At 41.9% G+C, this 23,841-nt stretch carries 18 protein-coding genes; 11 read left to right on the top strand and 7 right to left on the bottom strand.

Going from position 1 to position 23,841, the window contains the following annotated elements:
• The first annotated feature begins 227 nt into the window (after positions 1-227).
• Positions 228-512, top strand: a complete 285-nt coding sequence (locus CDG77_RS06840) for an Npun_R1517 family heterocyst differentiation transcriptional regulator (protein WP_094328650.1) — start codon at positions 228-230, stop codon at positions 510-512.
• A gap of 551 nt (positions 513-1,063) precedes the next feature.
• Here CDG77_RS06840 and CDG77_RS06835 read toward each other — a convergent pair.
• Together CDG77_RS06835 and CDG77_RS06830 are read right to left on the bottom strand one after the other, a co-directional pair.
• Positions 1,064-1,759 (bottom strand): response regulator transcription factor, encoded by a 696-nt coding sequence (locus CDG77_RS06835; protein ID WP_094328649.1) that lies wholly within the window; start codon positions 1,757-1,759, stop codon positions 1,064-1,066.
• Positions 1,760-1,791: 32 nt separating this feature from the next.
• On the bottom strand, positions 1,792-5,427 hold the full coding sequence (locus CDG77_RS06830) for an NB-ARC domain-containing protein (protein ID WP_094328648.1): 3,636 nt from the start codon (positions 5,425-5,427) through the stop codon (positions 1,792-1,794).
• Between the two features lie 354 nt (positions 5,428-5,781).
• Here CDG77_RS06830 and CDG77_RS06825 point away from each other — a divergent pair, with 354 nt between their 5' ends.
• On the top strand, positions 5,782-6,153 hold the full coding sequence (locus tag CDG77_RS06825) for a hypothetical protein (RefSeq protein WP_223269725.1): 372 nt from the start codon (positions 5,782-5,784) through the stop codon (positions 6,151-6,153).
• A 28-nt stretch (positions 6,154-6,181) separates the two neighbouring features.
• A complete protein-coding gene (locus CDG77_RS06820; RefSeq protein ID WP_094328647.1) occupies positions 6,182-7,282 on the top strand; it encodes a lipase family protein in 1,101 nt (366 codons plus the stop codon).
• A 402-nt stretch (positions 7,283-7,684) separates the two neighbouring features.
• Here CDG77_RS06820 and CDG77_RS06815 read toward each other — a convergent pair whose 3' ends face one another.
• Both CDG77_RS06815 and ctpB read right to left on the bottom strand, forming a co-directional pair.
• Positions 7,685-8,674 carry a glycosyltransferase gene (locus CDG77_RS06815; protein WP_094328646.1) on the bottom strand — a complete coding sequence of 330 codons (990 nt, stop codon included), beginning with the start codon at positions 8,672-8,674 and terminating at the stop codon, positions 7,685-7,687.
• Positions 8,675-8,822: 148 nt separating this feature from the next.
• Positions 8,823-10,163 carry a carboxyl-terminal processing protease CtpB gene (ctpB, locus tag CDG77_RS06810; RefSeq protein ID WP_094328645.1) on the bottom strand — a complete coding sequence of 447 codons (1,341 nt, stop codon included), beginning with the start codon at positions 10,161-10,163 and terminating at the stop codon, positions 8,823-8,825.
• A gap of 310 nt (positions 10,164-10,473) precedes the next feature.
• Between ctpB and CDG77_RS06805 the strand changes: the two genes are divergently transcribed.
• Complete coding sequence (locus CDG77_RS06805; RefSeq protein WP_190233917.1) at positions 10,474-11,172, top strand: YdcF family protein; 699 nt, start codon at positions 10,474-10,476, stop codon at positions 11,170-11,172.
• A gap of 6 nt (positions 11,173-11,178) precedes the next feature.
• Here the strand turns inward: CDG77_RS06805 and CDG77_RS06800 are convergent, their stop codons facing one another.
• On the bottom strand, positions 11,179-12,381 hold the full coding sequence (locus CDG77_RS06800; protein WP_094328644.1) for a 3-dehydroquinate synthase: 1,203 nt from the start codon (positions 12,379-12,381) through the stop codon (positions 11,179-11,181).
• A gap of 473 nt (positions 12,382-12,854) precedes the next feature.
• Between CDG77_RS06800 and CDG77_RS06795 the strand changes: the two genes are divergently transcribed.
• The 7 genes from CDG77_RS06795 (at position 12,855) to CDG77_RS06765 (ending at position 20,781) form a co-directional block, all read left to right on the top strand.
• Entirely contained in the window at positions 12,855-13,718 is an 864-nt protein-coding gene (locus tag CDG77_RS06795) for an EboA family metabolite traffic protein (RefSeq protein ID WP_094328643.1), read from the top strand.
• A gap of 191 nt (positions 13,719-13,909) precedes the next feature.
• The gene (locus tag CDG77_RS06790; protein ID WP_223269724.1) at positions 13,910-14,791 is read left to right on the top strand and encodes a TatD family hydrolase; all 882 of its coding nucleotides are present in this window, start codon (positions 13,910-13,912) and stop codon (positions 14,789-14,791) included.
• Between the two features lie 82 nt (positions 14,792-14,873).
• Positions 14,874-15,806: a UbiA-like protein EboC gene (eboC, locus tag CDG77_RS06785; protein ID WP_317615910.1), complete on the top strand. Its 933-nt coding sequence runs from the start codon at positions 14,874-14,876 to the stop codon at positions 15,804-15,806.
• A gap of 147 nt (positions 15,807-15,953) precedes the next feature.
• The gene (gene eboE, locus CDG77_RS06780; RefSeq protein ID WP_094328641.1) at positions 15,954-17,180 is read left to right on the top strand and encodes a metabolite traffic protein EboE; all 1,227 of its coding nucleotides are present in this window, start codon (positions 15,954-15,956) and stop codon (positions 17,178-17,180) included.
• 259 nt (positions 17,181-17,439) lie between these two features.
• On the top strand, positions 17,440-18,813 hold the full coding sequence (locus CDG77_RS06775) for an alkaline phosphatase family protein (RefSeq protein ID WP_094328640.1): 1,374 nt from the start codon (positions 17,440-17,442) through the stop codon (positions 18,811-18,813).
• A 204-nt stretch (positions 18,814-19,017) separates the two neighbouring features.
• A complete protein-coding gene (locus CDG77_RS06770; protein WP_094328639.1) occupies positions 19,018-20,511 on the top strand; it encodes a catalase in 1,494 nt (497 codons plus the stop codon).
• A 54-nt stretch (positions 20,512-20,565) separates the two neighbouring features.
• The gene (locus CDG77_RS06765) at positions 20,566-20,781 is read left to right on the top strand and encodes a hypothetical protein (RefSeq protein ID WP_094328638.1); all 216 of its coding nucleotides are present in this window, start codon (positions 20,566-20,568) and stop codon (positions 20,779-20,781) included.
• Between the two features lie 188 nt (positions 20,782-20,969).
• Here CDG77_RS06765 and CDG77_RS06760 read toward each other — a convergent pair whose 3' ends face one another.
• Positions 20,970-22,313 (bottom strand): tetratricopeptide repeat protein, encoded by a 1,344-nt coding sequence (locus CDG77_RS06760; RefSeq protein ID WP_094328637.1) that lies wholly within the window; start codon positions 22,311-22,313, stop codon positions 20,970-20,972.
• On the bottom strand, positions 22,307-23,755 hold the full coding sequence (locus CDG77_RS06755; RefSeq protein ID WP_094328636.1) for a caspase family protein: 1,449 nt from the start codon (positions 23,753-23,755) through the stop codon (positions 22,307-22,309). Before CDG77_RS06755 ends, CDG77_RS06760 begins: the two co-directional genes overlap by 7 nt.
• Between the last annotated feature and the right edge of the window lie 86 nt (positions 23,756-23,841).

Below are 23,841 nucleotides of genomic sequence, written 5' to 3'. Positions count from 1 at the left end.
TAGTTATGGCTTACCATAAGCTACATCTGGTACAGGAACATCAAAATCTAGACAGTGAAAATTGAGCTTGTAAAAAAAACACAGGAGAGGAAAATGGAATACAAAAGTGATTGATGAAGAAAAATTCTTAATTCAAGCACTTTGGATTCAAAAGGGATATAAAGAATTTTTGCTGGGCATCTACCTCCTTACCCTCATGACAACCAAGTAAAGGAATCTCAATAGTTATGAACTCCAAAGCATTACCACGCCAGATAAATAATCTCGAAGTAGGTGTTTATGAGTGCGAAATCCATCTTAAATTCCGGTTGATTGAGGAAAAGAGTCTATTGAGCGATCGCGAGCAACTCTTACAGGTGCTACTTGATGCTTTAACTGAAGGTTCTGATGACTTTCTAGAGACGCTACAAGCGTCCGTTAAAGCCCAAGAAGTGTCTGAGTTTAAAGCTTCACCTCAAATGCGTCGTCAGCTTATGCGCTTGCGTAATGCTGCTGAAAATCCCCCAATTTGAATGTGTAATTTAACTGGTGAAAAGCATGAATTGAGTATCAAATCAAATGTTGATCCGATAGCCCCGTTGCCATAAAAACTAATCAGCAAGTAGAATTCATAAAATATTGTGATTTCTACTTTACGAAAGTCTTATTTAGCAGCGCAAAGTCCCAGGAACAGTCTCCTCTATTAAAAACTTTGTAGCAAAGGGTACTGGTAGAATCTGAGAATAAACTCAGCCGGGTGCATTTTACCGAGTTTTTATCAAAACATTGTAGGAATAACAAAATTCTGTGTCTTTACAGATGGGGAATTGGACAACAGGCGCAAATCCAATGAAAACCTAAAAGACCAAAGTAAATATAAATAACCTTCCTTTTAGCTTTTTGCTTTAGTTAAGTGCCTGATTTGCTGAAATACTTATGTTTTATGTATTACTGGTAGTAGGTTATGGTTTAGCAGCCAGTTACCTATTACCAATTACTCACAAGTCAAAAGATAAGAGGACATGGGGAATGGGGAATGGCGAGAACAGGGATAGGAAAATAACCAATTCCCAATCCCCAATCCCTATTTAGCCAAACCGTGTTCTAGAGCAAAACGAACTAACTCTGTACGGCTATTAGTGCCAGTTTTGCTAAACAAACGACTGACGTATTTTTCGACATTGCGGACGCTGGTTTCTAAACGACGGGCGATTTCTTTGTTCATCAACCCTTCAGCGACCAAATTTAAAACACTTTGTTCTCTCGGTGTCAAATCAATTTTAAAAGGGGCTGGCGATTGGGAAATAGCATTTCTTTGAGTTAATAATGCCTTAATTTGGGCAATCTGATTAGCTAGTTCAGCAAGATCGGGGGTTTCAGCATCATCTCCCGTACTTGCGGCCTTAGCGGCGCGGCGGGCTAGCAAATTTTCGACTATAGCCACTAACTCGTCTGGATCGAAGGGTTTGGGTAGATAGGCATCAACACCAGCGTGATAGCCTTGGATGCGATCGCCTGTCATCCCTTTAGCAGTTAAAAATACTACTGGGAGTGCCTGGAAGCGGGGGTCTTCTCGCAGTTGTTTGAGGAACTGATAGCCATCCACCTGGGGCATCATCACATCGGAAATTACTAAGTCAGGTGTATTCATCTGCATCCATTCCCAACCTTCAAGGGCGTTACTGGCGACTTGAACGCTGAAACCGCTCTCTTGCAAATAGTCTTTCACGGCTTCCCGTATCCCTGGTTCATCATCTACCAGTAACAATTGTGCTGACATTTAAAATTCCCTTGAGTTTTCCTTTTTCCAATTTAGCGAAAGTTGACAGTCATTGAACAATCTGAATTCACCTCTATCGCCCCCAAAGCTTTTAAAGTTGACATCTCTGCCTCAGTCAACCCTTTAACTTCTGTAATAATTGTGCCTTCATAAGGACGGGCTGGCCGTAAAGTTGTCCAGCATTCCCCTGTAGTAAGATCCCAGCAATTGATTGTTTCATCCTGGCTACCACTGAGGAGAATTCGATCGTTGTGGCTCAAACTGAGCGACCATACCCAATTTTGATGATTGTCTAGTGTCGCAAGGCAGTCTCCAGTAGCTAGATGCCAAATTTTGATGGTGCGATCGCTACTACTGCTAATCATTCGGCTGCCATCGGCGGTGAAGAGGATACAAACAATTTGGCCAGTATGTCCCTGGAATACTCGCTGACAACTTCCAGTGTGAATATCCCACAATTTTACTATCTGTTCATCCCCAGCAGTGGCGATGTATTGACCATCTGGACTGACGGCAATTGCCCAAACGCGGTTTGAGTCTGCCTCCCAAGTATTTAGACATTTTCCTGTTTCAACATCCCACCGTTTAACTATCTTTTCATGACCGCTACTGAATAGAGTTTTGCCGTCAGGGCTAAAAGCGATCGCTAGCACAGATCCAGGATGCCCCTGCAATGTTTGCCAACATTCGCCAGAATGCACATCCCAAATCTTGATTGTATGGTCGTGGCTGGCACTAGCAAGTAAGTTATTGTCTGGACTGAAAGCAACTGCCCAGATCCAACTCCCGTGACCGTGCAAAGTATTCAGACATTTTCCTGTATGGGGACTCCAAAGTTTAATAGTCCGGTCGGCGCTGCCACTGGCGAGAAATTGTCCGTTGGGACTAAATGCAACACAGAAGACCCGATTGCTGTGTCCGTGGAGTACACGAAAAGGCTGGAGGCCAAGCTTTAACTGTTGCAGGGCATTGAGGTTGACATCCCAGAGTTTGATTGTCTGGTCTTCATGTCCGCTAGCAAGAAGGTTTTGCTGCCAACTGTGGGCGATGCCTGTGGCGGACAATGCTAACGCATAAATCGCATTTCTATATCCTTGTATGGTTTTGGTACACTGTCCAGTCGAAACTTCCCAGACTCTAGCTGCATGGTCATCTCCACCGCTAGCGATTAAGCGTCCTTGGGGATGAAAAGCAATTGACCAAATCCGGTTTGTATGCCCTTTTAGGGTATCTAGACATTTTTCGGTATGTATATCCCAAATCTTCACAGTTTGGTCATAGCTGCTACTTGCTACTCGATCCCCTTTGGGGTTAAATGCTACTGATGTGACAAATCCTGTATGTCCTAGCAACGTCATCACACACATCCACACCCCAGTCCGCAGATCCCAAAGTTTCACCGTTCGATCGAAACTGCCACTAACTAACCTTTCCCCTCCTGGACTAAAAGCGATCGCTTTTACCCAATGCTGATGTCCCTGAAGAGTTTGTACGCAGCACCCAGTTTCTAGATTCCACAACTTAATTGTGTTATCTTCACCAGATGTTGCTAGGGTTTTTCCTGTGGGATGAAAGGCGACACTCCACACACACTTGTCATGTCCTTCTAGAGTTTGCACGCATTCTGCTGTTGTCAGATCCCAGAGTTTAACCGTGCGATCGTCGCTAGCACTGGCCAGAATTTGTCCATCAGGACTAAAAGCCAGGGCTATGACGATGCTGGTGTGTCCATGCAGCGTTTTCAGATATTTTCCTGTGGTAGTGTCCCAAAGTTTGATAGTGTAATCTTGACCGCAACTCGCTAAGACGGGATACACAGGGCTAAAGGCAAGACTCCATACCCAACTGTTGTGTTCTTTACAGCTAAAGAGTTGTTTGCCGTTGTTGGCATCCCAAATATAAATTTCACCGTTGGTATCACTGGTAGCAAGACAACATCCATCTGGACTAAAGACAACGCTAGTAATACCGCCAAAGGTTGCAGCAAATGCACACTCTCGAAATGTTGTTTGGGTAAAGTTAACTTGATGTAAGTTGAGCGCTGCCTGGGTTGGGCTGCGCCTCCGCAAATCTGCTTGACGAATGTTGAGACGGGAAAAATCATACCCAGTCAAATTGGTTTCTAATTGAGCCAACAAATTCAGCAGGTTGCCACCACCATACCCAACTGTATCTATAGCTTCATCTTGCAATTTATTAATTAGTCTGCCAAGTTTATGCTCAAGCTGACGAGTAGAGCCAAGGGTTACTTGCAGTCGATCCAGGATAGGCCGCACAATCAAGTGAATTTGAGTATCGCGGATATAGTCCTTTGCTTGAGCTTTCATCAAGGCATGACTCAGCAGATATCGCGGCGATTCCGTGACAATTTCCTGACAGACTTGCTCAATCAAACAGTCTGTCACATATTCCATCACGACAGGTTGCTGTGTAAATCCCCCAGTGTTGCTTTCAATCAAGCTACGCCAGCATAAAGACTCCAACACTTCTATTAACTTAGGTTTAGACACTGGTGCTGCAAGATTGGTTTGCAATTCTGCCACAGAAACGCTTTCCCGGTGAATCGCCAGCCAATACATGACTTGTTGTTCCAAGACAGAGAGTCGTTGGAATTGCCGATCGATGAGATTGCCAATTCCATTAAATACCGTTGTCCCTTCAGTAAAAAAGCGGATAATGCTACCTTCATACAAGTCTCGAATTGAAGTTGCAGCAATTTTCAACGCTAGGGGATTACCACGGTAACAGTCAATTAGTTGGCGGGTTTCGTGGTCTGTACTTAATAGCCCTTTGAGGGAGAGGATTGTTTCTCCGGCTGCGATTTCTAATCCTGAGAGAGCAAGGGTACGAACTGGTAAACCATCACCTTCCAAAGCCGCAACTTGAGCAGGTTTTTCCCGACTCGTGAGTAGAACACAGCTTTGATGCCGAGTTTCTCCTAATCGCCACAAAAGTTCACCGTAGGATTCATAGCCTTCTCGGTAACAGCCTGTCTGTTTACCATGCTGCAACAGAGTATCAAAGTTATCTAAAATCAGCAAACAGCGAGATTTACGAAAGGACTCAATTAAACAGGTGATTTGCTCGTGAGGGTCAGCAGGTAATGCGATCGCCTGTTGATTGGAAAGAATTTTGATGCAGTCCGTCAGTTTGTCATGAAAAAAAGGTGCGTGTCGGAGCGATCGCCAAATCACATATTCAAATTCTCCCTGTAATTGTTCTACCAACTTTACCGAGAGCGCGGTTTTACCCATACCACCCATACCTAGCAGTACCACTAGACGAGTGCAATCGCTGACAATCCATTGGCTGAGGGTTTCTAATTCAGCAGTACGTCCATAGAATTGGGAAACATCGATCGCCTCTCCCCAATCGATGCGAGGTGTGAAAGTTGGGGAGGTGTTTACACCATTGTGCTTCTGTGCGGTTCGGCTTAGGACTCCGTGCAGATTATTCTTGGTAACTTTTTCATTTAAAGCTTGAGATAGCGATCGCCATAGTTGCGAACCAACATCTTTGATGTGACCTGGGTCATAAGTGACTTCTCCCGCCATTTCTAGGTAAGTTTTCCCTTCCCAGGAGTAGCGAAATACAATCTCTTGCGCTCTCGTTAAGCGTCCCCGTTTCAATAATCGCTCAACGATTGCGATCGCTTCTTCAACCGTCATTTATTTCCGTAGTAATACAGGCTAACTACAATATTCCCACGATAAACTTGATTTTTTTGCAAAAGTTTACGTAAATCTACCAAAAAGACCCGACCTTTTCCCGACCTTTTCCGACCGACAAACTTTATACCACCCAGTTAGAGTATTTGGAAGATCGCACCGATCGAAAATCTAACTAATAACGAAGGAAGTTAAAAATCCCGTTGTGAGGGGAATATGAGAATTGTGCAAACACTTTGATAGCTCTCATTCTCGAACCCAGTCTCCTATGCTTGGGAGACTAGGAACTAGAGTCATTTAAGTTGACTTAATTAGGATGTTAAATCTACCTTGCATAACAAGGTATAAATTTTTGTGGATTCTACAATGATTATCCAAAAAAACCTTCATCAAGTTGTCATTATTTTTGTATTGATTGCATCGATAACAACGGGGTGTCGTTCAACTGATGAATACAAAAAATTTGCTAATGCAGGAAGTCAGTATACCAATGCAGTTGATAAATTACTTGATACTGCAAGCAATATCCGCATTGATACTACTTCCGAGCAACTATTACGCAATGACCGAATTTTAAATCAAACAATAGAGGATTATCAAAAACTTGCCCAAGTTGACGAGGAGCGTCTAGAAGTACTTGGGAAATTAGTACAAAATACTGTGGATATTTTAACCACAATCAAAAACGTTACAGGACTTGTTGCACGCATTCTCGTAATTCTTTAACTATCTTTCTGAGCTTGAGGTAAAACTAATGCCATCTTTAACTGATACAAACCAGTCAACAGACAGAATAATTATTTCTCAACTGGATATCAATACCTACCCTAAAGGTTTTGATGCTCAAATGGCTCGAAAATTGGCAGAGCTAACGCAGTATGCATATAATCAGTTCGATTTATTTGAACTAAAAAATAACTCACAAATATTTAACCTTAAGGAGCCATTTATACTACACACTGAATTTGCAGAAAATGGTGTTCCCTTTGGATATGTTGCCTCTGAAGATGGTACTGACAATATATATGTAATATTTCGTGGAACTAGAGGCTTTCTTGAATGGTTTAAAGATGTAAATGTTCAGCTTGTTTCTTTCAAAGATAGTACTAATAGAAATCATGAAATAGTGGAGATAAAAGATACAATTGCAGAAGGGATTTTACAGGAAAATCAAGGTTCAGTTATTATCCCCAATATTGATAATAATTTTGGGTTTGTAACAGCAGGTTTTAGAGGCATTTATGTAAGTTTACGGAAGAAACTTATTGATGCACTTAATGAAAAGTGGAAGAAGTCGCAGAATGCTAAAGTATTTGTCACAGGACACAGTTTAGGTGGAGCATTAGCAACATTAGCAATTCCAGATATTCTGAAAAACACCCAATTTACAAATCCTGAAAACGTTGTACTGTACACCTTTGCTAGTCCTCGATGCGGGGATAGACAATTTGCAGCTAGTTTTGAAGCTTTAAAGGTTCAGCACTGGCGAATTGCAAACACGGAAGATTTTGTAACTATGCTGCCATTTCCAACGGGAAATGTTATAAAACCAGCACCATCTAATGAAGCGCCAGAAGCTGAACTTGGAATTGGTGGAGTAGCTGGAGTAGACAAAAATCCAAATCCAGTTTTTGGCTTCTTTAAAGCAATGTACGATCGCAATAAAAGAAGGATGCCGGATTATGTGCATACTGGTACGCCCACTTACTTTACCATTCATGAGGCTGCTTTAGAGAAGCATCATAACCTCAATGAGGTGTACATGATTGGAATTTCACAAACCCCTATTCTTGTAACAGATAGCGTGGCTAAGAAAGCCGTAGAAACAATTAAAGACAAGGTTGCTGATAAGTAATTAAAATCGTTTTAGCCAATGCCTTTGGGCTTGACAAGAGCGTTTGTTTTTTCTTAGGGGTTGTTGAATTCAAGGATGAAAATGATTTTGCATGATTTCAAAGAAAATCGGCAGAAATCCGATCCCAATAAGAGGGGTGTCTGGGATAGCCGCCTGCCTCTTTATTCATTAGTGATTGTAGCTAATGAACCATAACTTTGATTTCCCACTTATTATTCCCCACCCTCAATCGGCAAAGTTAGCTTGATAAACCACTAAGTAGAACGACTTGAAAAAAACAAACTATGTAAAGTAATGTAACTTTAGCGAAAATCAGTTCGTAGTAAGGACTTTAGTCCTGATTTGAGAACTAAAGTTCTCACTACAAACCTTTAATTATTTACCCTGTTCTACTTAGTATTGTTACAGCCGATCGATTATCTTGGCATTCTCTGGCAGCTTGGCATCTCTTTGCCCAGCTGTCCGCGCCCTCGCTGTGAACAAACCAATGGGGGTATTTAATAAATCTACAAGGGTGGCTTGACCTGCGATGCCTGCGGTGGGCTGTGCCAACGCCTTTTTAATATCCCTTGGTACTTCCTTCAATAACCAACGTACCAAACGATAGCCGTATTCTTTGGGTGTCATATCTCGCATCAAATCTACACCGTGTAATTCGTGCAGATAGCGATTTGAGCGTCCATAACGCCGCCATTGACTTTGCATTTCTTTGAGTGTGGCGCGATGGCGGTGCTGAACGATCGCATTTGGGGCAAATTCTAAACGCCCGATGTTTTCCCCCAAAATCCGCCAGCAAATATCGGCATCGCCACCAGTGGTAAGATAAGGACGAAATAAACCCGCTTTTTCTAAAGCAGTGCGTCGAATCGCCAAATTAGCCGTTTGTCCATAGGGACGAAAGGCATGGTTAAGGGTATGCTTTTGCGACAAAGTTTCTTCACGGTCTGCGTGTTGTTCTAGCAGAGTTTTGCCTGGTAATGCCAAAATTTCCCCAGCGACAATTACCACTTCTTTGTTGACAAAAGGCTGAATTAATGCATCTAGCCATTGCGGTTGTGGGCGACAATCTGCATCGGTAAAAACGATAATTTCACCCGTAGCGGCGCGAATTCCAGTATTTCGAGCAGCATAAGAGCTTTGAATTTGGTTTTCGCTCAAGGGGCGAATTTTAATTGGGCAGTTTTCGGCAGATGTTTCGAGGATACTGAGAGTGCGATCGCTACTGTTATTGTCCACCAACAAGTACTCTACCCGCTCTTTTGGGTAAGTTTGAGACAACAGACAATTGATTAATTCTGGTAAATCTGCCTCACCGTTATAAATAGGAACAACCACCGACACCATTGGTAAAAAACTGGTGGCGGTGGTTGCATCAACTGGCTGATGATTCATAAATCTGAGATTTGGGAGATGGGATTACTAGCTAGTATTCCCAAACCAAAATCTTAGAACGGTATATTGAGCAGTTTTCGTAACTCCATAAATTTGGATTTGGGAATACTACTATATAAACACCTGGTAAGAAATCATTTGCGTCAATCTAAAATTTCAAGCTATCGGCGCGGCTCATAGGGCGAGTGGGCTGATTTGCTGGCGGCTGGGCAAAGTTATTATTTGATAAAATTGCGATCGCTCGAGCATATTGCGGATCGCTCTTAGTTCCGATTAAATCTGGATTAGAAGCTAATTGCCGCTCTTGTGCCTCTGTCAAGTCTAGCTTGATATCTGGGGCAATCCCTTTATGGTTAATATCTGTTCCCGCCGGGGTGTAGTAATGGGCAATGGTGACAGCCAAGCCGGAACCATCTGCAAGTTCGTGAACTGACTGCACTAGTGCTTTACCAAAAGTTTGACCACCTACGACTACTGCCCGCTTATTATCCTTGAGTGCCCCTGTGAGGATTTCGCTAGCACTAGCTGAATTCCCATCTACTAAGACTGCTAAGGGACGATTTGTTAAAGCAGTGCGATTGGCTTTAGTTTCTTCAGTGCCGCCTACACGGTCTACTGTCTTGACAATTCCGCCGTTATCGTACCACATGCGAGCAATTTCAATGCTCGCTTGTAACAACCCGCCAGGATTTCCCCGCAAATCTAAGACATAAGAATCAACTTTCTTACTGTTCAAATCGCGGATAGCTCGTTGCATTTGATCTGCGGCGTGGGCGCTAAATTCTCGCAAACGGATATAACCAACGCGGCGATTTCCTTCTTGTCTAAGGGTATAACGTACCGTTGGTACTTCAATACTTGCTCTCGTTAGCTTCAATTCAAAGGCATTTTGTCCGGCTCGTCCCAGCTTTAGCTTGATGGGACTACCCGCTTTTCCGCGAATTAACTTGGAAGCGTCATCCACTTTCATCTTGAGAGTGGATTTGCCGTCAATTGCCAAAATTTCATCGCCTGCTTTGATCCCAGCTTTCAGTGCTGGAGAATTTTCTATGGCTTCAACGACAGTGAGGCGCTGAGTTTTTTCGTTGACTTCCATCCGAACGCCAATACCAGAGACTTCACCAGATGTTTGGCTAGTTAAGGCTTCAAACTGTTTGGGATCCATGAATCGAGTGTAAGGATCTCCCAACTTTTGTAAAGCTTCGCGGATGGCAGTGTATGCTTCTTCCCGCGAAGAATAGTCTTTGCTCAACAGGCTTTGCCTGGTTGCTTGCCAATCTTGTTGATTAAATTTGCCATCAACATACTCATGATTCACCAGTTGCCACACTTGGTCAACTATCACTTTCGGGCTGTCTTGTAGGGCTAGAGCGGCACGGACATCACGAGTCCAAGCAGGGCCGAACACAGACATCGTAGCAGTTGTGGCGATCGCTCCACCAATCAAGGCTACTTGGAGCGGTGAGTAACTTTTCGCAGATTGGTTCATGTATATTAGCTGGAATAATTGTGTTGTTGACAGTTTAGCAATCAGGCTTTCCAGAAATTTTTAAGTTTTTATACCCCAAACTAAGCTATGCTCTCTTCATCATTTTTATTGTTGTAATGATGCCGAAAATACTGCATTATTAACAACCATTTCTCAGTTTGTTAGCCGTCTCCGGAAGGCTATACTTAACATGTGACACTTTGATTAGCGTCATGTTTGTACTGATTCATTACTTTTATAAGATAGCACTTTGATCGCTTAATTGCAGGACTGTTAGACAGCTATTAAATCAGGTTTTCTTACCAAAGTCATGAAACGTAAATTTACCATCAAATCGTTAATTTCTATTAAAAAAAAAATTGCTAATCTGTGGCAATTGTTACGAAAACTAACTGGCGTATTGTACTTTGTTTTGGGCAGTTGGCTGATTTTTACTACTATAACCTTAGTTTTTGCTTCTTCACAGCCAGTAGATGCCTTCTTTGTGCTTGGTGGCAGTATTCGTCGAGAAACTTATGTTGCCCAATTAGCCAAACAATACCCGCAAACCCCAATTTTAATTTCTCATGGTTCCCCAGATCCTTGTATATGGTTAATTTTTCAGCCGGAATCAGCAGAGTTACAAAACGTTTGGTTAGAAAAGTGCGCGAATTCTACTTTTGAAAATTTTTATTATGGTATCCCGATTCTCCGGCGTTGGGGAGTGCATAAAGTCATGTTGATTACTTCGCCAAGTCACTTACCCAGAGCCTTATGGATGGCACAGATTCTCTTGGGCGCTCATGGTATTTGGGTAGAGCCACAGATTGTTGAGGAGTTGGGTGTTCCTGGTAATAATGAATCTTGGCGCAAAACTGGATTAGATTTAACCCGCAGCCTGTTGTGGGCTATTTTAAGTCAAATTATTCAACCACAATGCTCAAATGTGACAAGACTTACCGAAGTAGATATGCAAGCTTGGGAGCATAAAGGTTTTCATTGCGAACACCAAGGGGGGTTGAGGAGATAAGGAGAGTTAATGCGAAAGTTCCCAATCTTGCAGCATCAAAATAGCATCTCTATATAAAGACAAATCCACCTGGTGAACTTCTATTCCTTGTCCGATTCCTTGTAGAAGAGTGATTGTCAATTTTCCTCCCAAGTGTTCGCGGAACTCCGTAAGCCCCCTAAATAGACAATGGGGATGGTCAAGTCGATCTAATTGTTCTGTCAGTGCTGATATATATAAGGTAAAGCCCAATTTACTGAGTGTAGTTATAACCCTTTGCCACTCAGATTGCAATAGTTGCCCTGTTAAATATGAATAGGTTGTATCTAAAGCAATGCCGATCGCTACAGCTTCACCGTGACGTAAGCTGTAATTAGTTAAATGCTCTAGTTTGTGAGCAGCCCAGTGTCCAAAGTCCAAAGGACGCGATGAACCCATTTCAAAGGGATCGCCGCTTCCAGCAATATGCTCTAAATGTAACTGCGAACAGCGATAGATCAGCCTTTCCATTATGTCCATGTCTCGATTAGCCAAATTTTTGGCATTAGTCATAATGAAATCGAAGAAGTCTGCATCTTTAATCAGCGCTACTTTTACCGCTTCTGCAATACCCGATCGCCAATCTCGATCGTCAAGGCTAGTAAGAAAATCAAAGTCATTCAATACAGCATAAGGTGGCATGAATGTACCCAAAAAGTTTTTCTTGCCAAAGGCATTGATTCCGTTCTTTACTCCTACGCCCGAATCGTTTTGCCCTAATACTGTTGTTGGTACTCGTAGCAGCCGAATTCCTCGGTGAGCCGTTGCTGCTGCATATCCTACCATGTCTAGCACGGCTCCACCTCCAATTGCTAAGACGTAGGAGTGACGACACAATCCAGATGCATTGATTTGCTGATGAATTTGCTCTATAAATCTAGAATCGTTTTTGACTGCTTCTCCACCCAGAACTACCATCGGTTTACCAACCAAAGCGATCGCATCTCCATAACACTGGGCGTAAACTGATAATTTTTCTAGCAACCTATCCTGATACTGTAAAAATCCTCCATCTACCACTGCTAGCACTTGTTTTGGAGTTGTCTCTCCTTCTGTAGCAATCACTTGTGCTAGTAAAGGATTATCTAACTCAAACAGACCTTTAGTGAAGTGAACATCATAATTAAACGTGACGCGGACACGTTGGTTAATTGGTTGCAGAGTCAGAGCAGTTTTTTGTTGAATAGTCATTGGGATATTAGAAGTTTTTAACTAACTGGAAATAGAGGTAATAAAATTAAATTTGGCAGCAGAATTAGCACAATAATTAAATTGAGAGCTTCAATACATAAATAATTCCCTAGACAAGTATAAGCACTAAAAAAATATGTTTTTTAACTGCTTTTACCTAGTAGGATAAAGTTCAAAATAACATTAATTCCTAATTTGATTGATCCCTAGATTTTTTATCTGAGGTTGGCAATAAATATCATCATCACATAAAAATTCTAAAGTTTTTACGTAAGATAAATTTCAGATTTATCTAATCAAAATTATATCTTTACAATATCTTGTTTAAAGTTAGGATATTTTTATAGATTCGGTGAAGTTCTGATATTAGTAGTATATTATCTAGCTGCTTTAATCACAAACTATCAAGTTTAGTGGTAAATTTTATACTTAGTTGTCACAAAAAAGTTGGGCAACTTCTCCTGAAATTCATCATGAGTAAAGTAAACAAGTTACTGCATCACTGGCTGTTAAAGTCTGTTTCAGAGAAAGCTTTTGCTTGGCTGGAACAGAAGCAGACACAGATTGCTAGCGGCGCTGCTGAGAGAGTTTTTTTCACGGCATTTAGTGCTGTGCCGCGTTATCTAGGTAAACAGGATTTGCAGCTAACATTCCAGGACTTGGAATCAGCACAGGACGCGATTCCAGGTTGGTATCCTGGTAATTGGAGTGTAGATCGAGCAGGTCGCACACTTTTGCTTCTAGCTTTGCCCCACGATGATGCTGAGGGGTACGTGCGATCGCTCGATCGAGTCTTTTCTACTGCCGATATGGGGGAGTTAGTTGCCCTTTATCAAAGTTTGCCCTTATTACCACATCCAGAGTTACATCGCCATCGTACTGCTGAGGGAATTCGCAGCAATATGAGTAATGTATTTCAAGCTATAGCACTACGTAACCCTTATCCAGCAAATTACTTAGATAATGCTGCTTGGAATCAGATGGTGCTAAAGGCTGTGTTTGTCGGCAGTCCGTTGCATCTAATTTGGGGTCTAGATCGGCGTGCTAACCCAGAATTAGCGAGGATGTTGGCAGACTATGCTCATGAACGTTGGGCAGCTAAACGCTCAGTTACGCCAGAACTTTGGCGACCTGTAGGGCGGTTTGCAGATAGCGCCATCATCACAGATTTGGAAAAAGTCCTAGCTAATGGAGATACAGACGAGCAACAAGCAGCAGCGTTAGCTTGTGCTGAGTCTCCTTTACCCCAAGCCCAAGCATTACTCTCCCGTTATCCAGATTTACAGTCATCCATTCAACAAGGTAATCTGACTTGGAGCAGTTTTAGCTGCAAATGATTTCTGAGTGCTGAGTTAGGAGAGACGCGATTAATCGCGTCTGTAAAATAGTTAGGGGTTATTATTCTCCTTCCCATCCGCAATTCCCAATACTTCTCTACGAGAGGCTGCGCCAACGACTGCGGTCAGTACAAGTTCCCAATGCCCAATTATTAAACCACAGTATGATGTATATCGATCCTCACATTCACATGTGTTCCCGTACTACTTATGATTACTTAGTAATGCGGGAATATGGCATTGTCGCCGTTATTGAACCAGCTTTTTGGTTAGGACAACCCCGAACCAATGCTGGCTCATTTAAAGACTATTTTAGTAGTCTTGTAGGCTGGGAACGCTTTCGTGCTAGTCAGTTTGGCATCCAACACTATTGTACAATCGGACTAAACCCGAAGGAAGCTAACAATGAAGCGCTAGCCACTGAAGTTATGGAACTGCTACCACTTTATGCTTGTAAAGAAGGAGTTGTTGCCATTGGTGAAATTGGCTATGACGACATGACAGAAGCAGAAGATAAGTACTTTTGTCAACAGTTAGAATTAGCCAAAGAACTCGATATGTTGGTACTAATTCATACTCCTCATCGCAATAAAAAGGCGGGTGCTAGTCGGAGTATGGATCGTTGTATTGAATATGGTTTAGATCCCTCACAAGTAGTTATCGATCACAACAACGAAGAAACTGTTGAAGAAGTATTAGGACGGGGTTTTTGGGCAGCTTTCACAATTTATCCACAGACGAAGATGGGTAACGCCAGGATGGTAGAAGTTGTCCGTAAGTATGGACGCGATCGCATCATTGTGGATAGTAGCGCTGATTGGGGTATCAGCGATCCTTTGGCTGTCCCGAAAACGGCTCAATTGATGTTAGATAGAGGCATTCCTGAAGAACACGTGCGAGCAGTTTGTTATGAAAATGCTCTAGCTGCTTACAGTCAAACTGGGCAGATGAAAGCGTCAGACTGGCTCAATCCGCAATCTGTCGATCAGCGTCAATTATTTAGTGGTAATTCTGTGCTGCGGGGACAGGAACCAGGAATCAAATCAGTTTCAGATTATGTGTTGATTGAATAAGAAATTGGGATTGGGGTATGGGGGATTGTAAAAGATATTCATATCTTAATTTTAAGAAATTAGTAGGCATGGAGGCAGATAAGTGAATGTTGCAAGCTTAAATTTTCAAAGCTGGCGGGGTTATCTGGAATTGATGCGTCCTGCTAATATTGTTACTGCTTGGGCGGATATTCTTGTTGGTTTTGCTGCTTCCGGCTCTGGGATGATTTTTGCTCAATTAATCAATGGAGAAGCAAGTTTTACCATACTAATTCCATTAGCTTGGTTGTTATTAGCTACAACTGGTTTATACGGCGGCGGTATAGTTTTTAACGATGTTTTCGATGCTGAATTAGATGCAAAAGAGCGACCAAATAGAGCAATTCCCAGCGGTCGCGTATCTCGTCAAAATGCTACTTTATTGGGGAGTATACTTTTTGCCATCGGCATTATAGCTGCTTTTCAAGTATCGTTGTTGAGTGCTGCGATCGCTACATTCATCATTTTTTCATGCCTCCTGTATGATTCACTCGCCAAACATCATCCTTTTTTCGGCCCGCTTAATATGGGTTTATGTCGTGGTAGTAATTTATTATTAGGCGTAAGTGCTGTACCAGCAATTATCGGAGAACGCTGGTATTTAGCATTAATTCCTGTTATTTATATTGCTGCTATCACCGCAATTAGTCAGGGTGAAGTTCACGGAGGTAAGAAGATTACGGGAGTAGTTGCACTACTACTGATTGCAATAGTTTTGACGGCAGTTTTAGCTTTAGGATTATTAGGAGAGTATACAGCGATCGCAGCCCTACCATTCGCTGTTTTCTTAGCTATCAGAATCTTGCCTAACTTTATCAAAGCGGCGCGAGAACCGATAGCCGAAAATATCCGAAATGCTGTGAGAATAGGCGTTTTATCTCTAATAGTCTTAGATGCAACTATTGCATCTGGTTTTGCTGGTTTATATTACGGTTTATTAGTTCTAATCTTGCTACCCATTTCGATGAAGTTAGCAAAAGTATTTGCTGTTACTTAAATTTGAATGTGTACATCCAGTAATACCATAAATTGGCTATAGGGGCGCACATCTATGCGCCCCTAACCATGAATATGTAGCAAGTATTTTGTGAAATAGTTTAAGCCAAAGAAAACAGATTACATATACAAGGGATAGAGCGAGAAAATGAAAATTACAAAAAATAATAATTTTCACTTAACTTATTGCAGCAATATTCATCCTGGTGAAAGTTGGCTAGAGGTTTTCGCTAATTTAGAAAACTATATTCCTAAACTCAAATCACGTTTATCACCTACAGAACCTTTTGGGATTGGCTTGAGGTTAGCAGATATTGCTGCAAAAGAACTTTTAGAAAGTAATAACTTAGCTCAATTCCAAGCTTGGCTAACTCAACAAGATTTATATGTTTTCACCTTAAATGGATTCCCTTATGGCGGATTTCATCGACAGGTGGTAAAAGACCAAGTTTATGCACCAGATTGGTCTACACAAGAACGGGTAAATTATACATTAAACTTGGCAGAAATTTTAGCTACTCTGTTACCAGAAGGACTAGATGGCGGAATTTCTACACTACCATTATCCTATAAACCTTGGTGGGTAAAAGACCATATAACTTTTGAAATAGTTCTGAAACAGAGTTGTTTGAATATAGCATCAGTTGTTATAGAGATGATTCGCATCCACGAGGAAACAGGAAAGATATTACATATTGATTTAGAACCTGAACCTGATGGATTAATTGAAAATACATCAGAAGTAATTGATTTCTACCAAAATTGGTTGTTGCCAATTGGTGGTAACTACTTATCAGAAAAATTAAATATTGAACAGCATCTAGCAGAGATGAAATTGCTAGAACATGTCCGGGTTTGTTATGATACATGCCATTTTTCAGTTGAATATGAGGAACCGCAATCTGTATTTGTGCGTTTGCAATCGGCAGGAATTAGGATTGGCAAAATTCAAATCAGCGCTGCAATTAAATTAAAAATACCTGCTGAGGTTGAAAAGCGTAATTTGATAGTTGAGCGCTTACGTCCTTTTGCTGAATCTACTTATCTTCACCAGGTAATAGAACGTCGCAATGATGGTACACTCCATCACTATCCTGATTTAATAACTGCCTTACCACATTTAGAGCAATCTCTAGCTGAAGAATGGCGGACTCATTTTCACGTTCCGATTTTTATTCATGACTATCAAATTTTGCAGTCTACGCAAGATGACATCGCCACCGTTTTGCATCTACTTCAAACAAATAATGCTTGTTCGCATTTAGAAATTGAAACTTACACTTGGGATGTATTGCCATCAGAAATGAAGATAGATTTGTTGACTTCTATTCAGCGAGAATATGAGTGGGTATTAAAATTAATTCGTAATTCGTAATTCGTAATTCGTAATTAATAAATTAAGATTTAAGCTGGGTTTTCTGGTTTAAATCTGTAGAGATGCGTTATTGTGCTTTTTTAGTCAAGTAAGTAGGCGAGAATAAATCAAAGTAGATTAAGTAATATAAAACACATTAAGATGAGTTCGTAGTGAGGGCTTCAGCCCTCAAAAGAGGACTAAAGTCCTCACTACAAACCTTCAATTATTCACGCCGATCTACTTAGTTTTTTAATTGGTATAAGAAAGGATTAAATTTATGCAGAAAACGGTTGTTCTAAATGTCGTGGGATTAACGCCTAGTTTGCTAGGAGAAAATACACCGTTTTTATCTTCTTGGGCTGCGAAGGGGCAAGTGGTTCCTATCAAAAAAGTGTTACCTGCGGTGACTTGTTCGGTTCAAGCTACTTATTTAACAGGAAAATTGCCTAACGAACATGGAATTGTCGCGAATGGTTGGTACTTTCGCGATGAATGTGAAGTGAAGTTTTGGCGACAATCTAATAAACTAGTCCAGGCTCCCAAAGTTTGGGAAATAGCTAAATCAATCGATCCAAGCTTCACTTGTGCCAACCTTTTTTGGTGGTACAATATGTACTCTACAGCAGATTATGCGATTACGCCGCGCCCAATGTATCCGGCAGATGGGAGAAAATTACCTGATATTTATACCCATCCTAGTGATGTGCGATCGCAAATTCAATCTGATTTAGGAAATTTCCCTCTGTTCGATTTCTGGGGCCCCAAAACTTCCATTAGTTCTAGCCAATGGATCGCCAATTCCGCAAAGTGGATTGAGGAACGCTACAGCCCGACATTATCACTAGTTTATCTACCACATTTAGATTACTGTCTGCAAAAATTTGGTAACAATCAAACACAGATTCAAGCAGATTTACGAGAAATTGATGCTGTTTGTGGCGATCTAATTAAATATTTTGAAGCACGTAATACTCAGGTAATTATTCTTTCTGAGTATGGTATTACGCCAGTTTCTAAAGCTGTGGATTTAAACCGCGTACTACGAGAAAATGGTCTAATTACTATACGAGAAGAATTAGGGCGAGAACTGCTCGATTTTGGGGCTAGCATTGCCTTTGCTGTCGCCGATCATCAAATTGCTCATGTATATGTGAACGATCCGGCGTATATCCCGAAAGTGCGATCGCTTTTAGAAGCGACTGAAGGCGTAGCGGAGGTATTGGATGAAGAGGGTAAACAAGCCTACCACCTTGCTCATCCTAGATCGGGAGAGTTGGTAGCGATCGCACAATCTGACGCTTGGTTTACCTATTATTATTGGCTCGATGATGCCAAAGCGCCTGATTTTGCTAGAACTGTAGATATCCACCGCAAACCTGGTTACGATCCTGTAGAACTTTTCCTCGATCCACAAATTAAGTTTCCTCAAGGAAAAATTGCTCTCAAGTTACTTAAGAAACAACTAGGTTTTCGCTACTTAATGGATGTGATTCCTCTGGATGCTTCCCTGGTGCGTGGCTCTCACGGTAACATCACCACTTCTGTTGCTGAAGGGCCTCTATTTATCACCCATCAAACTCACCTAGTTAATGAAAATCAAATTGAGGCGACAGATGTTTGTTCGTTGATTCTCAAACATTTAAATACCTGAAAGGCAGTATAGAGGCGATATATCATCTTTACATCTTAGTAAAATACAAAAAAAATTCCTTGTAATTCATAATCATATCGAGTATGCTTTATATATAAACTCGTTATGACTATGAATTAGATTGTTCTATCAGTAGGTATCGATCTACTGACTAAAATGTACTGTGGGCAATCTGAGTAACTTACATGGAGAGCTTCTTTAACCATGACTGAACCCCAAAACTTAACAACTGCTGACGGTATTCCAGTTAGCGATAATCAGAACTCACTCACGGCTGGAGCGCGTGGCCCTGTATTAATGCAGGATTTCCACCTCATAGAAAAGCTGGCTCATTTCAACAGAGAACGTATTCCTGAAAGAGTTGTTCATGCTAAAGGTGCGGCTGCTCACGGTACTTTGACTATTACCAATGACATTACCCGCTACAGTAAAGCCAAACTTTTTTCTGAAGTTGGCAAGAAAACGGAACTTCTCTTGCGTTTCTCTACAGTCGGAGGAGAAAAAGGTTCAGCAGATGCCGAGCGTGACCCTAGAGGTTTTTCCCTCAAGTTTTATACTGAGGAAGGTAACTGGGATCTTGTAGGTAACAATACCCCTATTTTCTTTATCCGCGACCCCCTCAAGTTTCCTGATTTTATCCATACCCAAAAGCGCAATCCCCAAACTAATTGCAAAGATCAGAATGCAAAGTGGGATTTTTGGTCACTCAGTCCAGAATCGCTTCACCAGGTGACGATCCTGTTTTCAGATCGGGGAATTCCCAAAACCCATCGCCACATGGACGGTTTTGGTAGCCATACTTTTAGTTTAATTAATGCTGAAGGCGATCGCGTTTGGTGTAAATTTCACTTTAAGACTCTGCAAGGGCATCAAACTTTGACTGAGGAAGAATCAGCCAAGATTAAGGGCGAAGATCCCGATCATGCGACTCACGATTTGTTTGAAGCGATCGCTAATAAAGATTATCCTAAGTGGCGGATGTGTATTCAGGTGATGACTGAAGAGCAAGCGGAAAAACATCCAGATAATCCTTTTGACTTGACCAAAGTTTGGAAACAAGGGGAATATCCTTTAATTGAAGTCGGGATATTAGAGTTAAATCGTAACCCTGAGAATTATTTCGCCGAAGTTGAGCAAGCCGCTTTTAGCCCTAGTGCAGTGGTTCCTGGCATTAGTTTCTCTCCAGACAAAATGCTGCAAGCTCGCATCTTTTCTTACCCAGATGCTCAACGGTATCGCTTGGGTGGTAACTATCAGCAACTACCTGTCAATCAGCCCAAATGTCCAGTGATGCATTATCAGCGAGATGGCTTTATGGCATCGGGGAACAACGGCGGTAGCGTTCCTAACTATGAACCGAATAGTGCTGAGGGTACGCCCAAAGAAAATCCAGCTTATGCAGAACCACCTAGTCATTTGGGCGATGTCACAGTCGATCGCTACAGTCATCGTGAAGGAAACGACGATTATACCCAAGCAGGTAATCTGTATCGGTTACTAACTCCTGAACAGCAGGAGCGTCTGGCTAAAAATATTGTCGGTAGTCTCTCTCAAGCAAGGGAAGACATCCAAATGCGCCAACTTTGCCACTTCTTCCGCGCAGATATTTCTTATGGTCGTCGTGTAGCTGAAGGATTGGGCATTTCAATCGATCCTTCAATGTTTTCTCATGAAGCTCAACCTGTAGGTAACTGGTAGCCTTGTAGTTTCGTAGGGTGTGTTATGCCGTAGGCTAACGCACCGAAAACCTGAATGGTGAGTTACTTACTTAAGCTAGATTTAGATCCCCGATTTCTTGAAGAAGTCGGGGATTTGATCAATGAAAACAGACTCGTCAACGGAGCTAAAATACTCGTTGACGGAGATAAAATACTCGTTGACGGAGATAAAATACTCGTTGACGGAGATAAAAGCCTCGTTGACGGAGATAAAATACTCGTTGACGGAGTTCAGAGGCTCATTAAGTAGAGAAATAAAAATATTTACAGTTATTACGATCGCTCCCTTCGCAAAGCATATCGTAGAGAAGTAGTTTTAGGGGTTGCGATCGCACTATTTTGCTTCACTGTATTTGCAATGACATTCTGTAATTAATTATATTGCCTACTTATTAGGCTAGGATTTGAATTCCAGGCAGGTAATGCAGCCGGTGCAGATTACCTAAAAGACTGAAACCAACGGGAGACAAAAGCAACCATTCTCCTGAATAAAGGCTGACGATTCCGCCGCAAGTCTTCCAGATTTTCACGATAGGTTATTGTATTGGGATGATTTGCCCCCAACCGTTGTTCAGCGATCTCCAAAGCTTCGATATACAAAGGTTCGGCATTGCTGTACCTTCCCTGTGAATCATATAGTCCTGCCAAATTGTTCAGGCTAGTTGCTAAATCGGGGTGTTTATCCCCCAGGAGACGTTTTTTCATTGCCAAAGCTTCGATTAACAAAGGTTCGGCATCGCTGTACCTTCCCTGTGAATTGTAGAGCAATGCCAAATTGTTCAGGCTAGTTGCCAAATCGGGGTGTTTATCCCCCAGGAGACGTTTTTTCATCACCAAAGCTTCGATTAACAAAGGTTCGGCTTCGCTGTACCTTCCCTGTGATTTGTAGAGCAATGCCAAATTGTTCAGGCTAGTTGCCAAATCGGGGTGTTTATCCCCCAGGAAACGTTTTCTCATCGCCAAAGCTTCGATTAACAAAGGTTCGGCATCGCTGTACCTTCCCTGTGAATTATAGAGTCCTGCCAAATTGTTCAGGCTAGTTGCCACATCGGGGTGTTCATCCCCCAGGAGACGTTTTGTCATCGCCAAAGTTTCGATTAACAAAGGTTCGGCTTCGCTGTACCTTCCCTGTGATTTGTAAAGGAGTGCCAAATAGGTTAAGCTAATTGCCACATCCCAGTGTTCTTCACCAAAACGCTCTTTAGCGGCTAATAAACTTTGTTTATACCAAGGTAAAGCTTGCTCGTAGGCTCCTTGACCTTGGTAAAATCTACCCAAGCCTACAGAAGGCGAGATTAAATCCTTATCCCTTAACCAAGCTTGGTAAACTGTAGCAGTTTCTTCAATGTGTGGGATAACCGGGGTTGCTTGTGCAATGTCTCTCAATGTGGGTATCTGAGGAATATCGTCGGCTACAGCTACCATTGCTTGACAATAGCCGCGCTTAAGTTCGTTTGCTTCAGCCAAATCTTCTAACTTCTGCTGCAAGAATTCCCGAATGCGATCATGGATTTGGTAAGTGTCCTCTGCCAATTCTTGCAGCAGATAACGCTTAACTAAAATAGTGCAGTTAGCTTTAAAGTCAAATTCCAAATGGCTAGCACTTGCTGTTGATTCTACCAAAGACCAAGGGATAGGAGCCAAAGCAAACAAACTCAACAGACAAGCCAATTTTTGCGCCTCTGGTTCCAAGCTTTGCCAATTCAACTCAAAAGCTGCTGCAACACCAGACTCACCTGCTGATGCTTGCTTTTGTAGCCGTGCGAGAATGTCTGCTAGCATAATACTCTTCCTGGCTCTCGGCACTGTGCTGCTATTTGGTAAAGTCCAATTGGTACATAATTCACAAATCGGCAAAGACCTTTAGCAAATTCTAATTCCTTCTCAACCCTATCTTTTCCCAGCAGAGTTGTTAATAATTCTAAGGCTCCATCTGGTGACAATTCACCTAGCGGTAGTGATGGATATGTTAATCCTGTGTTTTGACGAGTGGTAATTAACACCTTAAACCGAGAACCTTTCGGTGGTAGATAGGGTTGAATTTGCTTCCAGTCTTTGACATCATCAAATATCAATAAAACTTTGCCAGCTTGCCACTTCTTCCAGCAATAAGCAACTTTACCTGCTAGGCTTAATCCATCCGGTGGATTAAAGTTAGGTAAATTCACAACTCCAAACTCTACTAACTGGGTTCCCAAATCAATACCTTGGGGATTTAACCAACAACAGCCGCCAGAATAATCTTCTAGATATTGCCATGAGTATTGAATAGCTAACTCTGTTTTACCCACGCCACCTTGTCTAGTCACATCGCTAATTGACACAACATCATTTGCTTGCAATAGCTGATGCAATTGTTCTATTTGCTCATCCCTGCCAACAAACTTACGAGCTTGACTCTGTGGGATATTATGCGGGATATCAAACGGGTTGAAATGAGATTTTTCAATATCTCCATCCCAACTACGAGAATAAAAATAAGTCGGCAGTTGTTTGTTATCTAAACCCTTAAATCGCTGCTTAACTGCCTCAGTAACTTCCCTCATATTCGGGGGAAAAGTCCCATTAGCTGCTGCAAAAGCCTCCCGCACAGCTTGAGAAAAGTATCCTGTTTTATTTTGAGAATTTACCTGAGCTTTTTCTCCTTCCCGCGCAGCCAGTAACACAAATTGTTGACTATCTTGCTTTGGCTGTCCACTCAAAAAAGCTTTGCCACCTAAGTTAGTTGGTCTTCCCTTCGACTCTAAAACATAATTGGCACAGGCATCAATAATACAAATATGATTACGAATCTGAAAATTATCGGAACCCAACAAAACTAATAAAGAATTTAAATCTAAATTCTGCCAATTCTGTTTATTTGCATCAGCACAAAGCAACCGACGCTCTCGTTCTGAGGTAATCAAACCATGTCCCGCCCAAAAAATGTAGAGTAAATCTCCCGACTTTGGGGATAAAAAGTTAGTCACAATGTCGGAGATATTTTGCTCAGTTGCAAACTCTACAGTTAACCCACATTCCCCAATTAACTGATGATTTTCTTCTAGTGCTGATAAACATAACCGAATATTCTCCCTCGGCACACCGCGCCGATGCAGCCAATGAGCAAATTTCAGCGCGTCATCGGCTGGCCCCCCACCCGTGACGTTCCAAGCAGTTTCGTGGTACTTTTCAATACCCACAATTAAGCCAAAAGTGCGATCGGGTTTAGCCGTCAACTGCATGATGACTTAGCCTCTCACCTTATGGGGAAAATGACCTAATATCATCTCCGCTTGATTGCTTATTAAACTCGAAGAACCCCACCCCG

It is taken from the genome of Nostoc sp. 'Peltigera membranacea cyanobiont' 213, assembly GCF_002245975.1.
In the GTDB taxonomy this organism is placed as follows: Bacteria; Cyanobacteriota; Cyanobacteriia; order Cyanobacteriales; family Nostocaceae; genus Nostoc.
This window is presented reverse-complemented; position numbering and strand designations above follow the sequence as displayed.

Excerpts from the sequence above, each read along its gene's own strand:
- CDG77_RS06770 (WP_094328639.1), top strand. The coding sequence starts at position 19,018 with ATGACTGAACCCCAAAACTTAACAACTGCTGACGGTATTCCAGTTAGC.
- CDG77_RS06815 (WP_094328646.1), bottom strand. The coding sequence starts at position 8,674 with ATGAATCATCAGCCAGTTGATGCAACCACCGCCACCAGTTTTTTACCA.
- CDG77_RS06820 (WP_094328647.1), top strand. The coding sequence starts at position 6,182 with ATGCCATCTTTAACTGATACAAACCAGTCAACAGACAGAATAATTATT.
- CDG77_RS06800 (WP_094328644.1), bottom strand. The coding sequence starts at position 12,381 with ATGACTATTCAACAAAAAACTGCTCTGACTCTGCAACCAATTAACCAA.
- eboE (WP_094328641.1), top strand. The coding sequence starts at position 15,954 with ATGAAAATTACAAAAAATAATAATTTTCACTTAACTTATTGCAGCAAT.
- CDG77_RS06835 (WP_094328649.1), bottom strand. The coding sequence starts at position 1,759 with ATGTCAGCACAATTGTTACTGGTAGATGATGAACCAGGGATACGGGAA.
- CDG77_RS06830 (WP_094328648.1), bottom strand. The coding sequence starts at position 5,427 with ATGACGGTTGAAGAAGCGATCGCAATCGTTGAGCGATTATTGAAACGG.
- CDG77_RS06755 (WP_094328636.1), bottom strand. The coding sequence starts at position 23,755 with ATGCAGTTGACGGCTAAACCCGATCGCACTTTTGGCTTAATTGTGGGT.
- CDG77_RS06805 (WP_190233917.1), top strand. The coding sequence starts at position 10,474 with ATGAAACGTAAATTTACCATCAAATCGTTAATTTCTATTAAAAAAAAA.
- CDG77_RS06765 (WP_094328638.1), top strand. The coding sequence starts at position 20,566 with ATGGTGAGTTACTTACTTAAGCTAGATTTAGATCCCCGATTTCTTGAA.
- ctpB (WP_094328645.1), bottom strand. The coding sequence starts at position 10,163 with ATGAACCAATCTGCGAAAAGTTACTCACCGCTCCAAGTAGCCTTGATT.
- CDG77_RS06760 (WP_094328637.1), bottom strand. The coding sequence starts at position 22,313 with ATGCTAGCAGACATTCTCGCACGGCTACAAAAGCAAGCATCAGCAGGT.
- CDG77_RS06775 (WP_094328640.1), top strand. The coding sequence starts at position 17,440 with ATGCAGAAAACGGTTGTTCTAAATGTCGTGGGATTAACGCCTAGTTTG.
- CDG77_RS06790 (WP_223269724.1), top strand. The coding sequence starts at position 13,910 with ATGTGTTCCCGTACTACTTATGATTACTTAGTAATGCGGGAATATGGC.
- CDG77_RS06795 (WP_094328643.1), top strand. The coding sequence starts at position 12,855 with ATGAGTAAAGTAAACAAGTTACTGCATCACTGGCTGTTAAAGTCTGTT.
- CDG77_RS06840 (WP_094328650.1), top strand. The coding sequence starts at position 228 with ATGAACTCCAAAGCATTACCACGCCAGATAAATAATCTCGAAGTAGGT.